The 19,259-nt window shown below is 47.0% G+C and carries 18 protein-coding genes; 17 read left to right on the top strand and 1 reads right to left on the bottom strand.

Annotated features, from left to right (window positions below):
* Positions 1-106: 106 nt before the first annotated feature.
* Positions 107-853 carry a flagellar basal body P-ring formation chaperone FlgA gene (flgA, locus tag LY387_RS04130; RefSeq protein WP_042477704.1) on the bottom strand — a complete coding sequence of 249 codons (747 nt, stop codon included), beginning with the start codon at positions 851-853 and terminating at the stop codon, positions 107-109.
* A gap of 76 nt (positions 854-929) precedes the next feature.
* Between flgA and LY387_RS04135 the strand changes: the two genes are divergently transcribed.
* The 17 genes from LY387_RS04135 to LY387_RS04215 all read left to right on the top strand — a co-directional run bounded on the left by LY387_RS04135 (position 930) and on the right by LY387_RS04215 (position 19,208).
* Positions 930-1,865: a chemotaxis protein CheV gene (locus LY387_RS04135; RefSeq protein WP_234495416.1), complete on the top strand. Its 936-nt coding sequence runs from the start codon at positions 930-932 to the stop codon at positions 1,863-1,865.
* A 78-nt stretch (positions 1,866-1,943) separates the two neighbouring features.
* Entirely contained in the window at positions 1,944-2,774 is an 831-nt protein-coding gene (locus LY387_RS04140) for a protein-glutamate O-methyltransferase (protein ID WP_234495417.1), read from the top strand.
* 304 nt (positions 2,775-3,078) lie between these two features.
* Complete coding sequence (flgB, locus tag LY387_RS04145) at positions 3,079-3,474, top strand: flagellar basal body rod protein FlgB (RefSeq protein WP_042477711.1); 396 nt, start codon at positions 3,079-3,081, stop codon at positions 3,472-3,474.
* Between the two features lie 5 nt (positions 3,475-3,479).
* A complete protein-coding gene (gene flgC / locus LY387_RS04150; RefSeq protein WP_042477714.1) occupies positions 3,480-3,896 on the top strand; it encodes a flagellar basal body rod protein FlgC in 417 nt (138 codons plus the stop codon).
* 16 nt (positions 3,897-3,912) lie between these two features.
* Positions 3,913-4,620, top strand: coding sequence for a flagellar hook assembly protein FlgD (gene flgD, locus LY387_RS04155; RefSeq protein ID WP_234495418.1), 708 nt, complete (start codon positions 3,913-3,915; stop codon positions 4,618-4,620).
* Positions 4,621-4,646: 26 nt separating this feature from the next.
* Positions 4,647-5,945 carry a flagellar hook protein FlgE gene (gene flgE, locus LY387_RS04160; RefSeq protein ID WP_042477717.1) on the top strand — a complete coding sequence of 433 codons (1,299 nt, stop codon included), beginning with the start codon at positions 4,647-4,649 and terminating at the stop codon, positions 5,943-5,945.
* A gap of 257 nt (positions 5,946-6,202) precedes the next feature.
* Positions 6,203-6,952, top strand: a complete 750-nt coding sequence (flgF, locus tag LY387_RS04165) for a flagellar basal-body rod protein FlgF (RefSeq protein ID WP_128650732.1) — start codon at positions 6,203-6,205, stop codon at positions 6,950-6,952.
* A 20-nt stretch (positions 6,953-6,972) separates the two neighbouring features.
* Positions 6,973-7,761, top strand: coding sequence for a flagellar basal-body rod protein FlgG (flgG, locus tag LY387_RS04170; protein ID WP_128650731.1), 789 nt, complete (start codon positions 6,973-6,975; stop codon positions 7,759-7,761).
* Between the two features lie 15 nt (positions 7,762-7,776).
* Positions 7,777-8,550, top strand: a complete 774-nt coding sequence (flgH, locus tag LY387_RS04175) for a flagellar basal body L-ring protein FlgH (protein ID WP_234495419.1) — start codon at positions 7,777-7,779, stop codon at positions 8,548-8,550.
* Positions 8,551-8,620: 70 nt separating this feature from the next.
* Positions 8,621-9,712, top strand: coding sequence for a flagellar basal body P-ring protein FlgI (locus LY387_RS04180; RefSeq protein WP_234495420.1), 1,092 nt, complete (start codon positions 8,621-8,623; stop codon positions 9,710-9,712).
* A 12-nt stretch (positions 9,713-9,724) separates the two neighbouring features.
* The gene (gene flgJ / locus LY387_RS04185; protein WP_234495421.1) at positions 9,725-10,666 is read left to right on the top strand and encodes a flagellar assembly peptidoglycan hydrolase FlgJ; all 942 of its coding nucleotides are present in this window, start codon (positions 9,725-9,727) and stop codon (positions 10,664-10,666) included.
* Between the two features lie 223 nt (positions 10,667-10,889).
* Entirely contained in the window at positions 10,890-12,770 is a 1,881-nt protein-coding gene (gene flgK / locus LY387_RS04190; RefSeq protein WP_042477724.1) for a flagellar hook-associated protein FlgK, read from the top strand.
* A 13-nt stretch (positions 12,771-12,783) separates the two neighbouring features.
* Positions 12,784-13,977: a flagellar hook-associated protein FlgL gene (flgL, locus tag LY387_RS04195; RefSeq protein ID WP_234495422.1), complete on the top strand. Its 1,194-nt coding sequence runs from the start codon at positions 12,784-12,786 to the stop codon at positions 13,975-13,977.
* Between the two features lie 437 nt (positions 13,978-14,414).
* The gene (locus tag LY387_RS04200; RefSeq protein ID WP_042477729.1) at positions 14,415-15,551 is read left to right on the top strand and encodes a flagellin; all 1,137 of its coding nucleotides are present in this window, start codon (positions 14,415-14,417) and stop codon (positions 15,549-15,551) included.
* A 508-nt stretch (positions 15,552-16,059) separates the two neighbouring features.
* Positions 16,060-17,193: a flagellin gene (locus LY387_RS04205; RefSeq protein WP_234495348.1), complete on the top strand. Its 1,134-nt coding sequence runs from the start codon at positions 16,060-16,062 to the stop codon at positions 17,191-17,193.
* Between the two features lie 297 nt (positions 17,194-17,490).
* The gene (locus LY387_RS04210; protein WP_042478446.1) at positions 17,491-18,621 is read left to right on the top strand and encodes a flagellin; all 1,131 of its coding nucleotides are present in this window, start codon (positions 17,491-17,493) and stop codon (positions 18,619-18,621) included.
* A 137-nt stretch (positions 18,622-18,758) separates the two neighbouring features.
* A complete protein-coding gene (locus LY387_RS04215) occupies positions 18,759-19,208 on the top strand; it encodes a flagellar protein FlaG (protein ID WP_042478449.1) in 450 nt (149 codons plus the stop codon).
* The last annotated feature ends 51 nt before the right edge of the window (positions 19,209-19,259 follow it).

The following is a 19,259-nucleotide window of genomic DNA, read 5'->3' on the forward strand; positions in this document are numbered from 1 at the left end:
GCTCAATATTGCGTTTTCATGCACCGGAATTCGGTCATGAGTGTCACACATAATATGCATGTATACCGTCCATATCGACGGGTAACTGAAAACCTTTAGAAAAAAATCAAAAATTAACAGTGATTTCTGCAACGCCGGTGACTATTCCCTCAATTATACGCTGAGACTTGTCATTTTTCACTCTTACTTGATCCCCGTTCGAACCATCAGAGAGTGCAGTACCTCGCGTCGAGATAACCATTTCGTTTTTCACCGCGCGAATCACGACTTTTTCATTTCTACAGACCACACAAACATCGTTACGTTCAACGACATCACCAAGTTTGACATTGCGCTTGAGCTTGGCGCCAACAACGTGTGTCATGTCGCTAAACCCTTGTCGTCTTGCTCGATTTCTATCGACCATGGTCATGGTGACATCTTGCGCTTCAATGAGGCTGCCACGTGCAAGTGGTCTGGTCGCCGTCACCATAGGCAATGAGATAGACATTCTGACCGGTACATAGACTCGCCAGTTGTCTTCTGGACACTCGACTAACACCGTGACATTACTGCTGGTATTACGCGTCGTCGAGGAAGAGGTCTGCAGCGGTGCAGGGCAATCAGTTGCATGGATGCGAGAGTCGATATTGCCTGGGTTTGCAATAATTTCTCCGCCCGGAGGTTGCTCAATCGTATCTAAAACATGAGCTTGGGCAGCCTTTTGAATGTTTTCTATTTGCTCAGGCGTTGCTGCGTGCGTTAATACGCTAAAGAATATCGCGTGCCAGACGATATAGAGGCAAAGCCAGTTACACCCTTGCCTCATTTTGTGACTGGATGTATGCAAAAAAGATGTCTTAAAATACAGCATTCTGTTTCTCGGGTTCTAAGAAGCCCAGATAGACTATCACTTTTTTAGCTTTAAAGTTTGAGATGGAGATGAACTTATGACCGGTATCTTGGATTCGGTGAATCAACGAACGCAGCTAGTAGGTCAAAACCGACTAGAATTGTTGACTTTTCGTTTGATGGGCCGCCAGCGCTACGGCATTAACGTGTTCAAAGTTAAAGAAGTGCTTCAATGCCCAAAACTAACGCGCATGCCTAACCTTCACCACTTAGTGAAGGGCGTGGCGCACATTCGTGGACAGACTATTTCTGTCATCGACCTGAGCCTAGCGGTGGGTGGACGCCCAACGACCGATATTGAAAACTGCTTTGTGGTTATCTCAGAGTTCAACCGCAGTGTTCAAGGTTTCCTGGTTAGCTCTGTAGAGCGCATTATCAATATGCACTGGGAATCCATCTTGCCGCCACCAGAAGGCGCAGGTAAAGCCAACTACCTGACAGCGGTAACCAATATCGACAACGAGTTGGTTGAGATCCTCGATGTTGAGAAGATCTTGGCAGAAATCTCGCCAGTGGTTGAGACCATGGACAGCAACATTGCGACAGAGATTGCCGAAGCTGAGCAGAAAAAACAGAAGCAAGTTGTTAAGCGCATTATGATTGCTGACGACTCAGCGGTAGCAAGAAAACAGGTCCAACGAGCTATTGAATCTATTGGCTTTGAGTCGATTTTGGTGAAAGATGGCAAAGATGCTTACAACAAGCTTGTAGAAATGGCTGGTGAGGGTAATATTCACGACCAGATTTCACTGCTCATCTCGGATATCGAGATGCCAGAGATGGATGGATATACGCTAACGGCAGAGGTTCGCCGCCATCCAGATCTAAAAGATCTTCATATTATTCTGCACACCTCTCTAAGTGGTGTCTTTAACCAAGCGATGGTTGAGCGAGTTGGTGCTAACGAGTTTATTGCTAAGTTCAACCCTGAAGAATTAGGGGGCGCTGTTAAAGCCGCAGTCATCGCTGACTAAATAAATGAATAAGAACGAGAGCTTGTCACCGCTTCGTCGGTAGAAAGCAAGCCTTAGTAAAGTAGTATAGAGAATTGAATGACAGCGATAACCATTAGCGATCAAGAGTATCGCGATTTTAGCCGCTTTTTGGAATCCCAATGCGGCATTGTGCTTGGCGATAGCAAGCAGTATTTGGTAAGAAGCCGATTAAGTCCACTAGTATCAAAGTTTGGTCTTGGCTCGTTGTCCCAGTTACTTAAAGATGTCGTGACCGGACGTAATCGTGAGCTGCGTATTGCTGCTGTTGATGCGATGACGACCAATGAGACCCTTTGGTTTCGTGATGGCTACCCGTTTACGGTGTTAGCGGACAAACTGTTGCCAGAGATGGCGGCGAATAAGCGTCCGATCAAGATCTGGTCAGCGGCGAGCTCTTCTGGTCAAGAGCCTTACTCGATGGCAATGACGGTCCTTGAGACACAAACCAAGAAACCGGGTATGTTGCCAAACGTGTCGATCACTGCGACGGACATCTCTAGCACTATGCTGGATATGTGCCGAGTAGGAGAGTATGACAACCTTGCTCTCGGTCGCGGTTTGTCGCCTGAGCGTCGTCGTGTCTTCTTCGAAGATTCCGGCAATGGCAAGATGAAGGTGAAAGACAACGTTAAGCGTTTAGTGAACTTTAGACCACAGAACCTAATGGACTCTTACGCGCTGCTCGGAAAGTTTGACATCATTTTTTGTCGCAACGTGTTGATTTATTTCTCGCCCGACATGAAAGCTAAGGTACTCAACCAGATGGCACGAAGTCTAAACCCTGGTGGTTATCTATTGCTTGGTGCATCCGAATCTTTGACAGGTTTGACGGATCAATTTGAGATGGTGCGCTGCAATCCGGGTATCATCTACAAGCTGAAATCTTAGTACGGCACATCTCAAACATTTATCTCTCAAAGCCTTGGTCTTCGCCAAGGCTTTTTTGTTTGCTATTCTGATGGTAGGCAAGAGCTTGGATGACTTTTGTCACGACATTCCTAATGACATCCGCCATCTTGTTTGGTCTGCTTTTTGCAAAACTGTTCTCCGCCAGGGTTGCGATAGCGTAAATCAGATGAGAATCGAGTTCGCCTTAGTCGACAAATTTACTTTTTTTGTCGTCTTGTAACTTTTGGCGCGGATATTGCTTTGTATATTACACAGGCACGTATTTTTGAACGATGAGGTTTCAATGGCCATTTCTTTTAACAATGCACTAGGCATTCATCAGCATACCGTTGGGGTACGCGAGAAGAATGCTGAAGTCATCTCTACCAATATCGCACAGGCAAATACGCCTGGATATAAGGCTAAGGGTATGGACTTCGATCGTGCGTTAAGAGCGGCAACCTCAGGGGCAAGTATTGGTCTTAGCCGCACAGATGGACGGCATATTTCTGCCTCTACGAATGTTTCTGGCGAGGTGCTTTACCGCACTCCAACTCAGCCAGATACAGGAGACGGCAATACCGTTGATGTGGATCTAGAACGTAACTTGTTCATGCAAAACCAACTAAGACATCAGGCATCTGTCGATTTCTTAGGTAGCAAATTCAAAAATATGACCAAAGCGATCAAAGGGGAGTAATCTAGATGAGCTTATTTAATGTCTTCAATGTAACAGGCAGCGCCATGAGCGCAGAATCGGTTCGTCTTAATACGACCTCAAGTAACCTCGCTAATGCCGACAGTATTAGTAGCTCAGCCAAAGACACCTATAAAGCGCGTCATGCCGTATTTGGTGCTGAGCTTAGCAAAGCGAAATACAACCGTGATCATACTGTGCCAGTCAAAGTGATGGGCATTGTAGAGAGCGATAAGCCCCTAAACGCAGAGTACAACCCAGATCATCCACTCGCGAACGATGAAGGTTTTATCTATAAGCCGAACGTTAACGTGATGGAAGAGATGGCAAACATGATCTCAGCGTCGCGTTCTTACCAGACAAATGTTCAGGTAGCGGACTCGAGCAAGCAGATGCTGTTAAGCACTTTGCGCATGGGTCAATAGAGATAGGAGATAGCAAATGGCTGGAATCAACAATGTTGGTCAAGGCAGTTTATCCTACCTTGACCAACTAAAAAATCTGCAAGAACAAAACAAAGCTGCAGAGACCACAGGTAAGCAGGATCTCAAGCAAGAAGATTTCCTATCACTACTTACCAAGCAGTTGTCTCAGCAGGACCCGTTCAAGCCTGTCAGCAATGACCAAATGATCGCTCAAATGGCGTCGTTTGCCACAGTTGATGGTATCGGCAAGATGAATACTCAGTTTGAAAACTTGAATTCATCTATGACGTCTAACCAAGCGCTTCAAGCGTCCTCGTTAGTAGGTCGCGATGTGTTGGTACCAGGCGCTGCTGGTATTAAGCAAGCGGATGCGGGCATGGCAGCGATGGTGAAATTACCACAGTCCATGGATAACCTGTTTGTTCGTGTAGAAAATGAAATGGGTCAATTAGTCCGTACCTTTGATGTGGGAGCTCAGCCAGGTGGCGACGCTCGCGTTGAATGGGACGGTAAAGATGATCAAGGTAATCCAATGCCTGCTGGTAAATACAATGTGAAAGCATCTGGCTTACTAGAAGGGGAAAGCCGAGAGTTTGAAGTGTCGACGTACGCTAACGTCAACAGCGTTCTTCTTGGCAAAGGCGATGGAAATGTACTGCTCAATCTAGCTGGTTTTGAGAATCCAGTTCGACTCGCAGAAGTACTGGAAGTCGGCAAAGCATAACCGCTGGTTAGATTAGGAGATTAGGAATGTCATATGTATCTTTAAGCGGTCTATCTGCGGCACAGCTAGATCTGAACACCACCAGTAACAACATTGCCAACGCCAACACGTATGGCTTTAAAGAGTCTCGTGCCGAGTTTGGTGATGTGTACTCTACCTCATTGTTCACGAATGCAAAGACCACTCCGGGTGGCGGTGCTCAAGCGAGTAAAATTGCTCAGCAATTCCACGAAGGTTCGAGCATCTCAACCAATAACCCAATGGACTTGCGCATCAGTGGTACAGGCTTCTTTGCTGTATCTAAAGATCGCCTAATTCCACAGCAAAATGAGCTGACTCGTAACGGTGCTTTCCACCTAAACAAAGACAGCTACATGGTAACGTCTAACGATGAGTTCTTGCTTGGTTACGAGGTGAACAAAGATACCAATGAAGTGGTTTCTTATGAACCTAAGCCTATCAACATCCCGCCAGAGTTTGGTAAGCCAAAGCAAACAGCAAACATCGAGATTGGTGTGAACCTTCCAGCGAATGGTGACCTAAAAGACCCTGCGCTGTTTGATCATACCGATCCAGAAACGTACAACCGTTCTACTTCTTCGACTATGTATGACTCAATGGGTCAGTCTTACAAGATGACGACTTATTATGTGAAGGATCAAACTCAGCCAAACACGTGGCAGAGTTACTACACGGTGACCGATGGTGGCGGTGAGCGTCCGGTGAATATCGCTGGCGGTGACGCAACGAGCCCGACGGGCCACGTTGGTCATACTATGCGTTTTAACAATGACGGTACTCTAGCTAGCTTGAACAATGGTCAGCCAATTGTGACGACACCACTGGGTGAAAACGGCGTTGAAATGAACGGTGCTGATCCAGCACAGACGCTTTCTTTCTCTCTAGACAGCGCGACTCAGTTCGCTGCTCCATTTGAGCTAACCAAGTTCCAAGAAGATGGTGCAACGACAGGCTTCTTGACCAAAGTTGACTTCGATGAGCAAGGTAACGTACTTGGTACTTACTCAAACGGTGAAAACGTCACTCTAGGTCGCGTTGCTATGGTCCGTGTTGCGAACGAGCAGGGTCTAGATAAGAAAGGTGGTACTCAGTGGGATTCAACCACAGCTTCAGGTGCGAAAATCTGGGGTGAATCGAACAAAGGTTCGTTTGGTACCATCAACAACGGTACTCTGGAGCAGTCGAACATCGATATGACTCAAGAGCTGGTGGACCTAATTTCGGCGCAGCGTAACTTCCAAGCGAACTCTCGTGCGCTGGACGTTCATAACCAACTGCAACAAAATATCCTACAGATCCGCTAACCTTAGCGCTGTCATCAAGACGACTCTATCCCGTGTGCTAGATGTAAATCTACCGCACGGGTTGTTTCTTTTTTCATTCGACCTTGCCGCTTACCTTGCCTCCTTGCCGTTTTTCATTGCCATTGCCGCACCTGCCACGTTTGCCATGATCGCTATAAATAGCCCATTTCAATCATATGCTACTGATAAGTAAAGAATAAATTATTTGGCACGGAGATTGCTTTATAGCTCTCGTACTTTGAATATTGGAGCTATCAATGGATCGTGCCCTGTATCTCGCGATGAGCGGTGCAAAGCAAAATATGCACGCTTTGCAGTTAAGAGCTAACAACCTTGCTAACGCAAGCACACCAGGCTTTCGTGCCGACCTTGCCCAAGCGCGCTCAATGCAAGCGTATGGGGAAGGTATGCCAAGTCGTGTTTTCAGCATGACAGAGCGTCCTGGGCACAACTTTGAGCAAGGCAGTGTCGTGACTACCGGTCGTGATTTAGATGTCACTATCGAGGGGCAAGGCTGGATCTCTGTACTGGATAAAACCGGTAAAGAAGGTCTAACTCGAAACGGTGCATTACGCGTTGACCAAAACGGTCTGCTGTCTAACAGCAACGGTCACCTAGTGTTAGGTGAGCAAGGCACGCCTATCACCGTGCCTATTCCATTGAGAAAAATTGAAATTGGCCGCGATGGTACTGTGTCGGTCATCCCTCAAGATGCTCCAGCGGATGAAATGGAAATCGTCGATCGTATCAAGCTTACGAACACCGACAACCGCTCACTATTCAAAGACACCAATGGTTTATTTCGCAGCAAAGACCCTGAGCTGGGTTTTGAGGCTTCCGCGAACGTTCAGCTTATGACAGGTGCTGTCGAAGGCAGTAACGTGAATGCCGTTGGTGAAATGACAAGTTTAATCGATCTGCAGCGTCAGTTTGAGATGCAGGTGAAACTCATGAGCACAGCAGAAGACATGGACAAAGCGTCTAATTCACTGCTTCGCATGGGTTAATAAGGACATAGGGGAAGAATATGCATCCGGCACTTTGGGTAAGTAAGACTGGCTTAGACGCTCAGCAAACCAATATTTCAACAATCTCAAACAACTTGGCGAACGCATCGACTGTCGGCTACAAAAAGAGCCGCGCTGTCTTTGAAGATCTGTTTTATCAGAACATCAACCAGCCTGGTGGTCAGTCATCTCAGAACACGGAGCTTCCGAGTGGCTTGATGTTGGGTGCGGGTTCTAAGGTAGTGGCTACACAAAAAATCCACACACCAGGCAACGCTCAAACCACCACAAACAGCCTAGATATGATGATCGAAGGTGATGGTTTCTTCCAAGTGCTAATGCCAGATGGCAACATCGGTTATAGCCGTAATGGTCAGTTTACCCTTAACGATGAAGGCATCATCGTGACGTCTGGTGCGGGTTACGCGCTAGAGCCAGAAATTGCCATCCCAGAAGACGCAATCTCAATCACCATAGGTACCGACGGTGAAGTCTCAGTACGTGTTCGTGGTCAGCAAGATAACCAGGTAGTGGGTAACATTACGACGGTTGATTTTATCAACCCAGGCGGTCTTGAGCCAATTGGTCAGAACCTCTACCTACCAACAGGTGCGAGTGGCGATCCAAACGAGGGTGTACCTGGATTGGATGGCTTTGGTCAGATTCGTCAGTCGACGCTTGAAAGCTCAAACGTTAACGTGACAGAAGAACTGGTTAATATGATTGAAGCGCAGCGCGTGTATGAAATGAACTCGAAAGTGATCTCGTCTGTCGACAAGATGATGAGCTTCGCGAACCAGCAGCTATAACAGGAGAAATGACAAATGAGAAAACTACTTTGTATTTCATTGTTGGCTGTTTTATCTGGCTGTGCACAGTTTGGACAGGAAGAATCCGTAGACGAAGTGGCGGACAGCACCACAGCCGTTGATGCGGTTGAGGGCGATCGCAGCCAATCTTCGGGTATTGTTGATACGTTGCGTGGTCGTACCGACCCAATTGCGGATGACCCTGCATGGGCACCGATTCATCCCAAAAACAAGCCTGAGCATTATGCAGCGGCAACGGGTTCATTATTTAACACCCACTATGCCCGTGATTGGTATGACGATTCAAAACCGCGCGGCATTGGTGACATCATTACCGTGGAATTGAATGAAGCGACCAAAGCGGCAAAAAGTGCCGATGCAGATTTGTCGAAAGCCAACGATTCATCCATGGACCCATTGTTTGTTGGCGGACGACCGGTCACGGTTAACGACTATGATTTCTCTTATGAGCTAAAAAATGACAACAGCTTTAAAGGAAATGCATCAGCAAACCAGAGCAACAGTCTTTCTGGCTCGATTACTGTCGAGGTCATTGAAGTGTTGGCGAATGGTAACCTAGTGATCCGTGGTGAGAAGTGGCTGACGCTAAACACGGGTGATGAGTATATTCGTTTGAGTGGCACTATCCGCCCAGATGATATTGAGTTTGATAACACGATTGCTTCAAACCGTATCTCTAACGCGCGAATTCAATATTCTGGCACTGGAAACCAACAAGATATGCAAGAACCTGGATTCTTGGCACGATTTTTTAATGTATCCCTATAGGATAGGATTAATCGAATCGTAAGCGGCAAACCCTCTCCTAAGAGGGTTTGTTTGTTTTTAAGGTAACATCATGAAAAAGTTTACGTTTTTACTGTTAGGTTTGTGTTTTGCCGCGGCAAGTGTGCAAGCGGCACGCATCAAGGATGTGTCAGAGGTTGCCGGTGTTCGTAGCAACCAATTGGTGGGTTATGGCTTGGTAACAGGTCTACCTGGTACAGGTGAGAAGACGCCATTTACTGAGCAGAGCTTCCGCTCAATGCTGGAGAAGTTTGGTATTCAAATGCCAATTGGCTTCAAGCCAAAATTTAAAAACGTTGCGGCAGTTATCGTGACGGCTGATCTGCCTGCCTTCTCTAAGCCGGGTCAAAAAATTGATGTTACCGTGTCTTCTATTGGTGCGGCAAAAAGCCTCCGTGGCGGCACTCTGATGCAAACATTCCTGCAAGGTCTTGATGGCGAAGTATATGCCGTTGCTCAAGGCAACCTAGTGGTCAGTGGCTTCAGTGCCGAAGGTCTAGACGGTTCTAAGATCGTGGGCAATAACCCGGTTGTGGGCATGATTTCTAGTGGCGCGACAGTGGAGCGTGAAGTGCCAAGTCCGTTCTCTCGCGGAGACTACATCACGTTTAACCTGCTAGAGTCTGATTTTACCACTGCACAAAACATGGCGAATGCCATCAACGACTTCCTAGGTCCACAAATGGCGAATGCATTGGATGCGACCTCGGTTCGCGTGCGTGCGCCTCGTGACCTTAGCCAACGTGTTGCTTTCCTTTCTGCAGTTGAAAACGTTGAGTTTGATACCGCGGATAGCGGCGCCAAAATCATTGTTAACTCGCGCACCGGTACCATTGTTGTCGGCAAGCACGTGAAGCTGAAGCCCGCTGCGGTTACGCACGGTGGCATGACAGTCGCAATCAAAGAAAACTTGCGTGTGAGCCAACCGAATGCCTTTAGTGAAGGTGATACGGTGGTGGTTCCTAACTCTGACATTCAAGTATCTGAAGGCTCAGGCAAGATGTTTAACTTCCAGCCGGGTCTGACGCTCGATGATTTGGTTCGAGCAGTCAACGAGGTAGGTGCGGCACCTTCTGACCTTATGGCTATACTTCAGGCACTTAAGCATGCTGGTGCCATCGAAGGTCAGTTGATCGTTATCTAAGGTGCCAGCAACATGATGAAAAACCCGAACGACATTGGTTTCATTCACGATATCGCTAGCCTTGACTCACTTCGTCAGAAAGCCGTTAGCGGTAAAGAGGGTGACGACGAAGCGGCATTGAATGCGGCGGCTCGTCAGTTTGAATCGATTTTTACCTCGATGATGCTGAAATCCATGCGTGATGCCAATACGCATTTTGAGTCGGACTTAACCAATAACGGCAACGGTCAATTCTATCGTCAAATGCTCGATGACCAGATGGCGAGCGAACTGAGCTCCTCAGGTTCGCTTGGTCTTGCTGACATGATCGTAGCGCAGCTTGGTAGCGCTCGTGCTCCTGAAGCGCAGGCAGCGGCAAACACTGAGCTAAGAGTTCGCAGTCAAGCCTTCGATTTGCCGGAGCGCCAGCCATACGATGAAGCGAAAGCACGCCAAACGGCTGCAGCACTGGGACTTGATGGACCAAGAACGAAAGCCAAGCCAGTGGATTTTGATACGCCAGAGAACTTTGTGTCTTCGCTTAAACCTTATGCGGATCGCGCAGCGCGCTCTCTTGGCGTTGATTCTTCTTTGCTATTGGCGCAAGCCGCTCTCGAAACAGGGTGGGGGCAGAAAGTGGTCAACAATAGCCAGGGTAGTAGTAACAACCTATTTAATATCAAGGCTGATCGCAGTTGGCATGGCGATAAAGTGGCAACGCAAACCCTTGAGTATCATCAAAATGTACCTGTTCAAGAGCGCGCAGCATTCCGCTCTTATCGTAGCTATGAAGACAGCTTCAATGACTATGTGAAGTTCTTGAATGAAAACCCGAGATACCAAACCGCACTGACTCGTAACCAAGGCTCTGAGTCTTTTATTCGTGATATTCACAAAGCGGGTTACGCAACAGACCCAAGTTACGCGGATAAGGTATTAAGAGTGAAAAAGCAGATTGACGACATGTCGATGTAACTTACGTTCTATTTATACTTTTTCTCGCTCGGCTCCTATGTCGAGCGAGTTTGTTTTTAACGCCAACTAATCCATCTAAAAGCGCTAGATTCTGTCTCTTTTCTTCTTAAAAACCACGTATTTATAATCGCTTACATCATGTGGCATGTACTTTGCATTTACTAAGATAAGCACGGGCAAATCATACTGATTTTTGCCCGATTTTGAGGTTTTTGGGGGCGATATGGCGTCAGATCTTCTGAATGTAGGTACACAAAGTGTGCTCACAGCTCAGAGACAGTTAACTACGACTGGTCATAACATTTCTAACGCAAATACAGAGGGTTACAGCCGTCAATCTGTCATCCAGGGTACCAATGACCCTAGGCAGTTTGGGGGGCAAACCTACGGTATGGGCGTGCATGTGGAAAATGTTCGCCGCTCGTGGGATCAGTTTGCCGTTAAAGAGCTAAACATGGCAACCACACAGATGAACTATCGCAACGAGAATCTGGCAAATCTAGATTTGCTCTCGGGTATGCTGTCTTCTGTGGCATCCAAGAAAATCCCAGAAAACCTCAACGACTGGTTCGATTCTGTTAAGACACTCGCCGACACCCCAAATGATGTGGGTGCTCGTAAAGTGGTGCTTGAGAAAGCAGATCTGATTCGCCAAACCATGAACAACTTTCACGAGTCTGTTCGCCAACAAGCGGACACTGCGAATAAAAAGCTCGATATGGGCATTGAGCGTGTTAACCAGCTTGCGGTTGAAATCCGAGATATTCACCGTTTGATGATGCGAACGCCGGGGCCTCATAACGATCTCATGGATAAGCATGAGCTGTTAGTAAAAGAGTTATCGGAATACACCAAAGTCACGGTGACTCCTCGCGCAAATGCTGAAGGTTTTAACGTTCATATCGGTAATGGTCATACCCTAGTTTCTGGTACTGAAGCCAGCCAGTTGAAGATGATCGACGGCGTGCCCGACGTTCACCAACGACGCTTGGCAATGGTCGAGGGCAAAGGGATAAAAGCCATTAAATCCGATGATATTGGCGGTAAAATTGAAGGCATGCTCGACCTACGCGACAAAGAAATCCCGTACATCATGGATGAACTTGGGCGTTTATCTACCGCCTTCGCCTTTGAAGTGAACAAGTTGCAGGGGCAGGGTCTAGACCTTAATGGTCAAGTCGGTGCGGACATCTTTGTGGACGTAAATACCGAGGTAATAGCCAAGTCGCGAGTGGTGGCATCTCCGAATTCAAAAGCAGATGTCGCTGTGTATATCGCCGACACCAGTGAGCTACAAGGCGGCGAATACGCGTTGAAATACGATGGTGCTAACTATGTGGTGACTAAGCCCAACGGTGAGAATCAAATCGTTGAGCTCAATGCTGGCGCGAGTGCTTTTTATCTAGATGGCATGGTGGTTAACATCAAAAATGCGCCAGAGTCTGGTGAGAAGCTGTTGCTTCGCCCAACTCGAAATGGTGCCGCAACGTTGCAAATGGCAACCACAGATCCGAAAACCATTGCCGCTCACAGCTTCGAGGCTTCAACGACTCATGCACAAGGTAACGCGAAGTTTACGATTACTGGCGCAGGGCAACTTCGTGAGTTCGAGGTTCATGTATCGCCGACAGGCAAAGAGTTTGCTGTCACTGATACCAAAGGCAACGTGCTATTAACGCCGCAGCTTTATCCGCCAACAGAACCTGTCACTGTTTTGGGGACGACGTTTGAACTTACCGACGGAGCTCTACCGGGCGACAAGTTCACCGCGAACCTAAACCCTGCTGAAGGTGACAACGGCAACCTGCGTAAAATGCTGAACATTCAAACCAATAAGACCATGAATGGTGGTGAGTCGACGCTAATCGATGTTTACCACAATTTGAACACTGACGTAGGTCTTAAAGCCTCGACGGCGACGCGCCTACAAGAAGTGGCAAATCTAGAGCATGAATCAGCAAAAAGCCGTATTGCATCGATATCTGGGGTCAACCTAGACGAAGAAGCCGCAAACATGATGAAGTTTCAACAAGCTTACATGGCCTCTTCGCGAGTGATGCAAGCCGCGAATGAGACCTTCGATACCATTTTGGCACTGCGATAGGGGGTGATGGAGCATGATGAATCGTATTTCTAGCTTTCACAGCTATCAGACAGTTCAAAATGACTTGCGCAGGCAAGAGAACAAGATTCACCACAACCAGGCGCAGTTAGCGTCTGGCAAACAGTTGCAAAAGCCGGCAGATGATCCACTGGCGATTCACTATCTACAGAAAGTTGGTCAGCAAACCGAGCAGCTTAAGCAACACACAGATTCTATTGTTTTGTCTCGCAACCGCCTAGAGCACCAAGAGGTGATGCTAAGGGAGACAGAACAGTTCACCGATCACGCCAAACGTTTGACGATGGAGTCAATCAACGGCGCGTTATCACCACAAGATAGAGAAGCGAAAGCGCGTCAAATTGAAGAGCTTGCCGCCAACTTTTTAGCGCTGGCCAACAATCAAGACGAGTCCGGTAACTACACCTTTGCGGGTACCAAGCCAAAGACACAGCCGTTCTTTGTCGACAGCAACGGCAAAATGTCGTACGCAGGTGATGATTATCAGCGCAAGATGCGCATCTCAAACAGCATGGAAATCCCGACGAGTGATCCTGGCAGTAAGTTGTTCATGGAAGTCGATAATCCGTTTGGTGACTATGCGGCCAAATACCAGCTACAAAACGCTTCTGAGCTACTGCTCGACAAAGCGACGAACACCAACTCGAATGACAGCAATCGCTATAAAGTGACGTTTGTCGACATGGGTAACGATCGTTTTGGTTACCAGCTTGAGCAGAATGGCTCAGTGGTCAAAGCTGGCGACTTCGACCCTAAAACGGGGGTCGAGTACGAAGGCTTGAACATTCGCATTAAAGGTCAAATTACGCCTGGTGATGCGATAGAGCTAGAGCCTCGCCAAACCTTTAGCGTATTTGATAGCTTTAGAGATGCTATCTATTGGATGGACTACGACGTATCGGATGCGAGCTCTAATGCGCAGCTTCACCAGGTGACAGAAGAGTTTAACGCTGCGTTTCTGCATCTAACAAAGTCCAGAACGGACGTAGGTGCGAGGCTAAACACCCTAGATATTCAAGAGCAGCAGCATGAAGACTTTAAGATCTCGCTGGCTCGCTCAAAAAGTAATTTTGAAGATCTTGATTATTCAAAAGCGGTTATCGAATTTGAAGAGAACTCAAGAGCTTTGCAGGCGTCACAGCTTGCCTTTGGTAAAACCAAGGACTTAACACTGTTTAACTATCTATAAGATTGATCACCTCTCTGGTTATCGGTTGCCCTATGAGCTCAGCCTTAGGTGCAGATAACGAAAGCGGTAGTGTTGAAACGACAGCGGTAAAGCTGAAACGACGAAGCGGCAAGCCAGTAGACTAGAGCCTTGCCACTTGTATCAATAGATAGCACTTAATTCATTTACTGATCAGATGTGATTGATTTAAGTGATTGAAATAAAACATTATAAATATTATTCATGATTAACTTTAAAACTTGGCACGTGATTTGTATTAATAAGATTTGAACAACCAAGACTTTGCCGTTTTAGCAAAGCTTGATTACGTGAAAATGATTAGATACTCCATCTGATACGGGGTATCAGGTGGATGTAGACGGCCGGTTTTAGCCAAAGACTGGTGGTTTGATCGCAATCCAACTTGAAACGCTTGCGAACTCATTTAGGAGAGCAACATGGCAATTACAGTAAGTACTAACGTTTCGGCGATGACCGCACAGCGTTATCTCAACAAGTCCTCGAACGACCTTAATACGTCGATGGAACGTTTGTCTTCGGGTCACAAGATCAACAGCGCGAAAGATGACGCGGCGGGTTTGCAAATCTCCAACCGTCTTACAGCGCAGTCTCGTGGTCTTGATGTTGCGATGAGAAACGCAAACGACGGTATTTCGATTGCCCAAACCGCTGAAGGTGCGATGAACGAGTCGACCAATATCCTGCAGCGTATGCGTGACCTTGCGATTCAATCATCGAACGGCACAAACTCTCCGTCAGAGCGCCAAGCAATCAACGAAGAATCAATGGCACTGCAAGCGGAGCTTAACCGTATTGCAGAGACGACATCATTTGGTGGTCGCCGCCTGTTGAATGGATCGTTTGGCGATGCGTCATTCCAAATCGGCGCAAACTCAGGTGAAGCAATGATTATGGGTTTGACGAGTGTTCGTGCTGACGACTTCCGTATGGGGGGTACTACCTTTACGGCGGAGAACGCTAAAGACGCGAACTGGTCAGTAGCTCCGGATGCCAACAACCTTAAGTTCGAGTTTACCACCAAAGCGGGTGAAGAAGTGTCTATCGACCTGTTCGCCAAAGCGGGTGACGATATTGAGCAGCTAGCGACTTACATTAATGGCCAGTCAGACCTTGTGAGCGCATCCGTTGGTGATAATGGTGAGTTACAAATCTTTGTAGCAGAGCCTGCGCTTGAAGGTGACATGACCATCTCTGGAAATCTAGCATCAGAGCTTGGCTTATCTAGTGAAGGCACGTTAACGACCGTTCAAGATATCGATATGACCACCGTTGCCGGGTCTCAGAATGCCATCTCGGTTATCGACTCTGCGCTTAAGTATGTGGACTCACAGCGTGCTGATTTGGGTGCTAAGCAAAACCGTCTCAGCCACAGTATTAATAACCTAGCGAATGTACAAGAAAACGTTGATGCGTCGAACAGCCGCATTAAAGATACCGACTTCGCCAAGGAAACAACCGCAATGACCAAGAACCAGATCCTGCAACAAGCGGGTACCTCGATTCTTGCTCAAGCGAAACAGTTGCCGAACTCTGCGATGTCTCTACTACAATAGTAAGGACGTCCAGACAAAGCAGAGGGTAACTAGCCAGACGTGGCGTACCTACCCAACTGCTTGGCAAGCATACTTAGTGAAAGTGTTGGGGCTCTCTCTCTCAACCTGCCCTGATACGGCCATTAGGTATGTCGGATAGCCAGATTGTGTTCATTTCTCTTGATCTCCACACAGGCCATGGCTTCCATCCAGCCCCAGTTCTCTCAAAGGAATAGGGGCTTTTTCTTTTTTAGCCCCCCAACATTTATTTTCAGCTCCTAGTTTTTCAAACGCTATTACAAGCGAAAATCTGACTGTTTCGGCACTGCCAAACGGATCTTTAGCGCTTTTTTATTATTTTGCTATCGTTTGCTCAATTCCTAACCAAATGGATGTTTTATCGAATTTTTTCTCGTTTTTTCCTAAAGGTTTTTTTGGGCGTGTCGTTAAAAGATTAACTTTGAGAGAACTACTTGGTTTTCCGAGACGTCGGAAACCGCTACACCGGAAAATCAATTGGAGAAACAACATGGCAGTGAATGTAAACACAAACGTATCAGCGATGACTGCGCAGCGTTACCTAAACAACGCAAACCAGGCTCAACAAACGTCAATGGAGCGTTTGTCTTCTGGTCACAAAATTAACAGCGCAAAAGACGACGCAGCGGGTCTTCAAATCTCTAACCGTTTGAACGTACAAAGCCGTGGTCTAGACGTCGCAGTACGTAATGCCAACGACGGTATCTCTATCGCACAAACAGCAGAAGGTGCGATGAACGAGACAACAAACATCCTACAACGTATGCGTGACCTATCGCTTCAATCCGCGAACGGTTCAAACTCAAAAGCAGAGCGTGTAGCGATTCAAGAAGAAGTGACGGCACTGAACAACGAGCTAAACCGTATTGCAGAAACCACATCATTTGGTGGTAACCGTCTTCTAAACGGCACCTACGGCACTCAGTCATTCCAAATTGGTGCTGACAATGGTGAAGCTGTGATGCTAAGCCTACGCGACATGCGTTCAGACAACGAAATGATGGGTGGTTCAAGCTACCAAGCAGCAAACGCGAAAGACAAAGACTGGAGCGTAGCCGCAGATGCAAACGAGCTAACCATCACGCTAAAAGACAGCTTTGGTCAAGACCAAGCGCTGACCATCAATGCGAAAGCAGGCGATGACATCGAGCAGCTAGCGACATACATCAACGGTCAAACAGACCTAGTAAAAGCGTCAGTAAACGAAGATGGTCAGCTACAAGTATTTGCTGGTAACAACAAAGTAGACGGTGACGTGAGCTTTGGTGGCAGCCTAGCGGGTGAGCTTGGTATGCAAGACGCGCAAGCAGTTACGGTTGATACTATCGATGTAACTACAGTAGGCGGCGCTCAAGAGTCAGTCGCGATTCTCGATTCAGCGTTGAAGTATGTAGACAGCCACCGTGCGGAGCTGGGTGCATTCCAAAACCGTTTCAACCACGCAATCAACAACTTGGATAACATCAACGAGAACGTGAATGCGTCGAAGAGCCGTATCAAAGATACCGACTTTGCGAAAGAGACGACAGCGATGACGAAGAACCAAATCCTATCGCAAGCATCAAGCTCAATCTTGGCACAGGCGAAACAAGCGCCAAACGCGGCACTAAGCCTACTAGGCTAATCGCTCGCGCTGATTTAAGCGTTAAAGAACGACAAAACCAGAGCCTCGGCTCTGGTTTTTTGCATTAAATGATTGCTCCTTTCCAATCAGGGGTTTCTTACCTTTATCCAGCCTATTTATTTAGATCAAGCTCACATTTATTCAATCAATTGAATTTACTCTAAAAAAAATCACTTTTTTTTCTAAAGCTTCTAAATGAATCGCCGTTACAGGGATTGAGAGAAATGAAATCAGATGTGCCAACGTGAGGTGAGAGACACAGAGGCCATCTACCCCTAAATGCCTAAGGAGATCAATATGGCAATTAATGTAAACACTAACGTGTCTGCAATGACCGCCCAGCGTTACCTGAACAACGCTGCGGAAGGTACACAAAAATCAATGGAGCGTTTGTCTTCGGGCTATAAAATCAACAGCGCGAAAGATGACGCTGCGGGTCTACAGATTTCTAACCGCTTGAACGCGCAAAGCCGCGGTCTTGATATGGCGGTGAAAAACGCAAACGACGGTATCTCTATTGCACAAACCGCTGAAGGTGCAATGAACGAGACCACTAACATCCTGCAACGTATGCGTGACCTATCACTACAATCTGCAAACGGTTCTAACTCAAGAGACGAGCGTGTAGCGATTCAAGAAGAAGTGACGGCGCTTAACGACGAACTTAACCGTATCGCAGAAACAACGTCATTCGGTGGTAACCGTCTTCTAAACGGTACTTACGGTACTCAGTCTTTCCAAATCGGTGCTGACTCTGGTGAAGCAGTAATGCTAACTATGGGTAACCTACGCTCTGATACAGCAGAAATGGGTGGTAAGAGCTACGCAGCGAACACAGGTAAAGATGCTAACTGGACTGTTGGTACTGATACTGAAATCACCATGAGCTATACCAACAAGCAAGGTGATGACGTTAATCTTACTATCAACGCTAAACAAGGCGATGATATCGAACAGCTAGCGACTTACATCAACGGTCAGAGCGATGACGTTAAAGCATCGGTTGGCGAAGACGGCAAAATTCAGCTGTTCGCTTCTACTCAAAAAGTAGACGGTGAAGTGACGTTTGGTGGTGCTCTAGCTTCTGAACTCGATCTAGGTGACGCGAAAGACGTGACTGTTAAAGACGTAGATGTAACGTCAGTAGCGGGTGCTCAAGAAGCGGTTGCTATTCTTGATGGCGCATTGAAGAGCGTTGACTCTCAACGTGCAGAACTGGGTGCATTCCAAAACCGTTTCAACCACGCTATCAACAACCTAAGCAACATTAACGAAAACGTTAATGCATCAAATAGCCGTATCAAAGATACAGACTATGCTAAAGAGACAACTGAGATGACTAAGAATCAAATCTTGCAACAAGCAAGTACTTCGATTCTTGCTCAAGCGAAACAGTCTCCATCGGCGGCTCTTAGCCTACTAGGCTAATTTCGTCGTAGACCTTAGGCAAGGTTGGTTGGCGGTAACGTCCCTTTACCGCCAACTCCCAATTTCAATGTTATTGCTCAACGAGAAGTACCTCAGTTGGAGTTGGACAATACAAGGTTAGAACAGGGAGAGCGAGAATGGACATTTCATCCTACGCATCGAACATTCAGCCTTTTGCCTCATCGAATGGCACAGAACTTGCTTCAAAGAATACTAACAATGCCGCCTCTCAACAGGTAACGACAGAGAAAAAAGAGAAATCTCAGTCGGTTGAAGGGGTCAATAAAACTGAGACGCCGGAGCTTTCTAATAAGAAGGCGACGGAGATGATTCAACGCATCGCCAATGAACGACAGCAACTGAATGATGCTGAGCGCGAAAAGATGGTAGAGCGACTGGATAAGTTCTTAAGTGACATGAATACGGGTTTGTCGTTTCGTGTTGATGAAGATACAGGTCGCAATATTGTCACAGTGTATGCGAAAGAAAGTGGTGACGTCATTCGCCAGTTTCCAGATGAAGAACTACTCGAAGTTTTAAAGCGCATTGAACAGCATGGCTCGTTAACCATAGACATGCTGGTTTAATGTCTGACCTGATTGGGTCAGGTTGGTATAGATTTGCAGTAGTTTGGTGAG

The organism is Vibrio maritimus, assembly GCF_021441885.1.
Taxonomy (GTDB): domain Bacteria; phylum Pseudomonadota; class Gammaproteobacteria; order Enterobacterales; family Vibrionaceae; genus Vibrio; species Vibrio maritimus_B.

Bases quoted from the DNA above. Each gene is read 5' to 3' on its own strand.
- LY387_RS04140 (WP_234495417.1), top strand. From the start codon at position 1,944: ATGACAGCGATAACCATTAGCGATCAAGAGTATCGCGATTTTAGCCGC.
- flgJ (WP_234495421.1), top strand. From the start codon at position 9,725: ATGATGAAAAACCCGAACGACATTGGTTTCATTCACGATATCGCTAGC.
- LY387_RS04205 (WP_234495348.1), top strand. From the start codon at position 16,060: ATGGCAGTGAATGTAAACACAAACGTATCAGCGATGACTGCGCAGCGT.
- flgC (WP_042477714.1), top strand. From the start codon at position 3,480: ATGAGCTTATTTAATGTCTTCAATGTAACAGGCAGCGCCATGAGCGCA.
- flgA (WP_042477704.1), bottom strand. From the start codon at position 853: ATGCTGTATTTTAAGACATCTTTTTTGCATACATCCAGTCACAAAATG.
- LY387_RS04180 (WP_234495420.1), top strand. From the start codon at position 8,621: ATGAAAAAGTTTACGTTTTTACTGTTAGGTTTGTGTTTTGCCGCGGCA.
- LY387_RS04210 (WP_042478446.1), top strand. From the start codon at position 17,491: ATGGCAATTAATGTAAACACTAACGTGTCTGCAATGACCGCCCAGCGT.
- flgG (WP_128650731.1), top strand. From the start codon at position 6,973: ATGCATCCGGCACTTTGGGTAAGTAAGACTGGCTTAGACGCTCAGCAA.
- LY387_RS04215 (WP_042478449.1), top strand. From the start codon at position 18,759: ATGGACATTTCATCCTACGCATCGAACATTCAGCCTTTTGCCTCATCG.
- LY387_RS04135 (WP_234495416.1), top strand. From the start codon at position 930: ATGACCGGTATCTTGGATTCGGTGAATCAACGAACGCAGCTAGTAGGT.
- flgE (WP_042477717.1), top strand. From the start codon at position 4,647: ATGTCATATGTATCTTTAAGCGGTCTATCTGCGGCACAGCTAGATCTG.
- LY387_RS04200 (WP_042477729.1), top strand. From the start codon at position 14,415: ATGGCAATTACAGTAAGTACTAACGTTTCGGCGATGACCGCACAGCGT.
- flgD (WP_234495418.1), top strand. From the start codon at position 3,913: ATGGCTGGAATCAACAATGTTGGTCAAGGCAGTTTATCCTACCTTGAC.
- flgB (WP_042477711.1), top strand. From the start codon at position 3,079: ATGGCCATTTCTTTTAACAATGCACTAGGCATTCATCAGCATACCGTT.
- flgK (WP_042477724.1), top strand. From the start codon at position 10,890: ATGGCGTCAGATCTTCTGAATGTAGGTACACAAAGTGTGCTCACAGCT.
- flgL (WP_234495422.1), top strand. From the start codon at position 12,784: ATGATGAATCGTATTTCTAGCTTTCACAGCTATCAGACAGTTCAAAAT.
- flgF (WP_128650732.1), top strand. From the start codon at position 6,203: ATGGATCGTGCCCTGTATCTCGCGATGAGCGGTGCAAAGCAAAATATG.
- flgH (WP_234495419.1), top strand. From the start codon at position 7,777: ATGAGAAAACTACTTTGTATTTCATTGTTGGCTGTTTTATCTGGCTGT.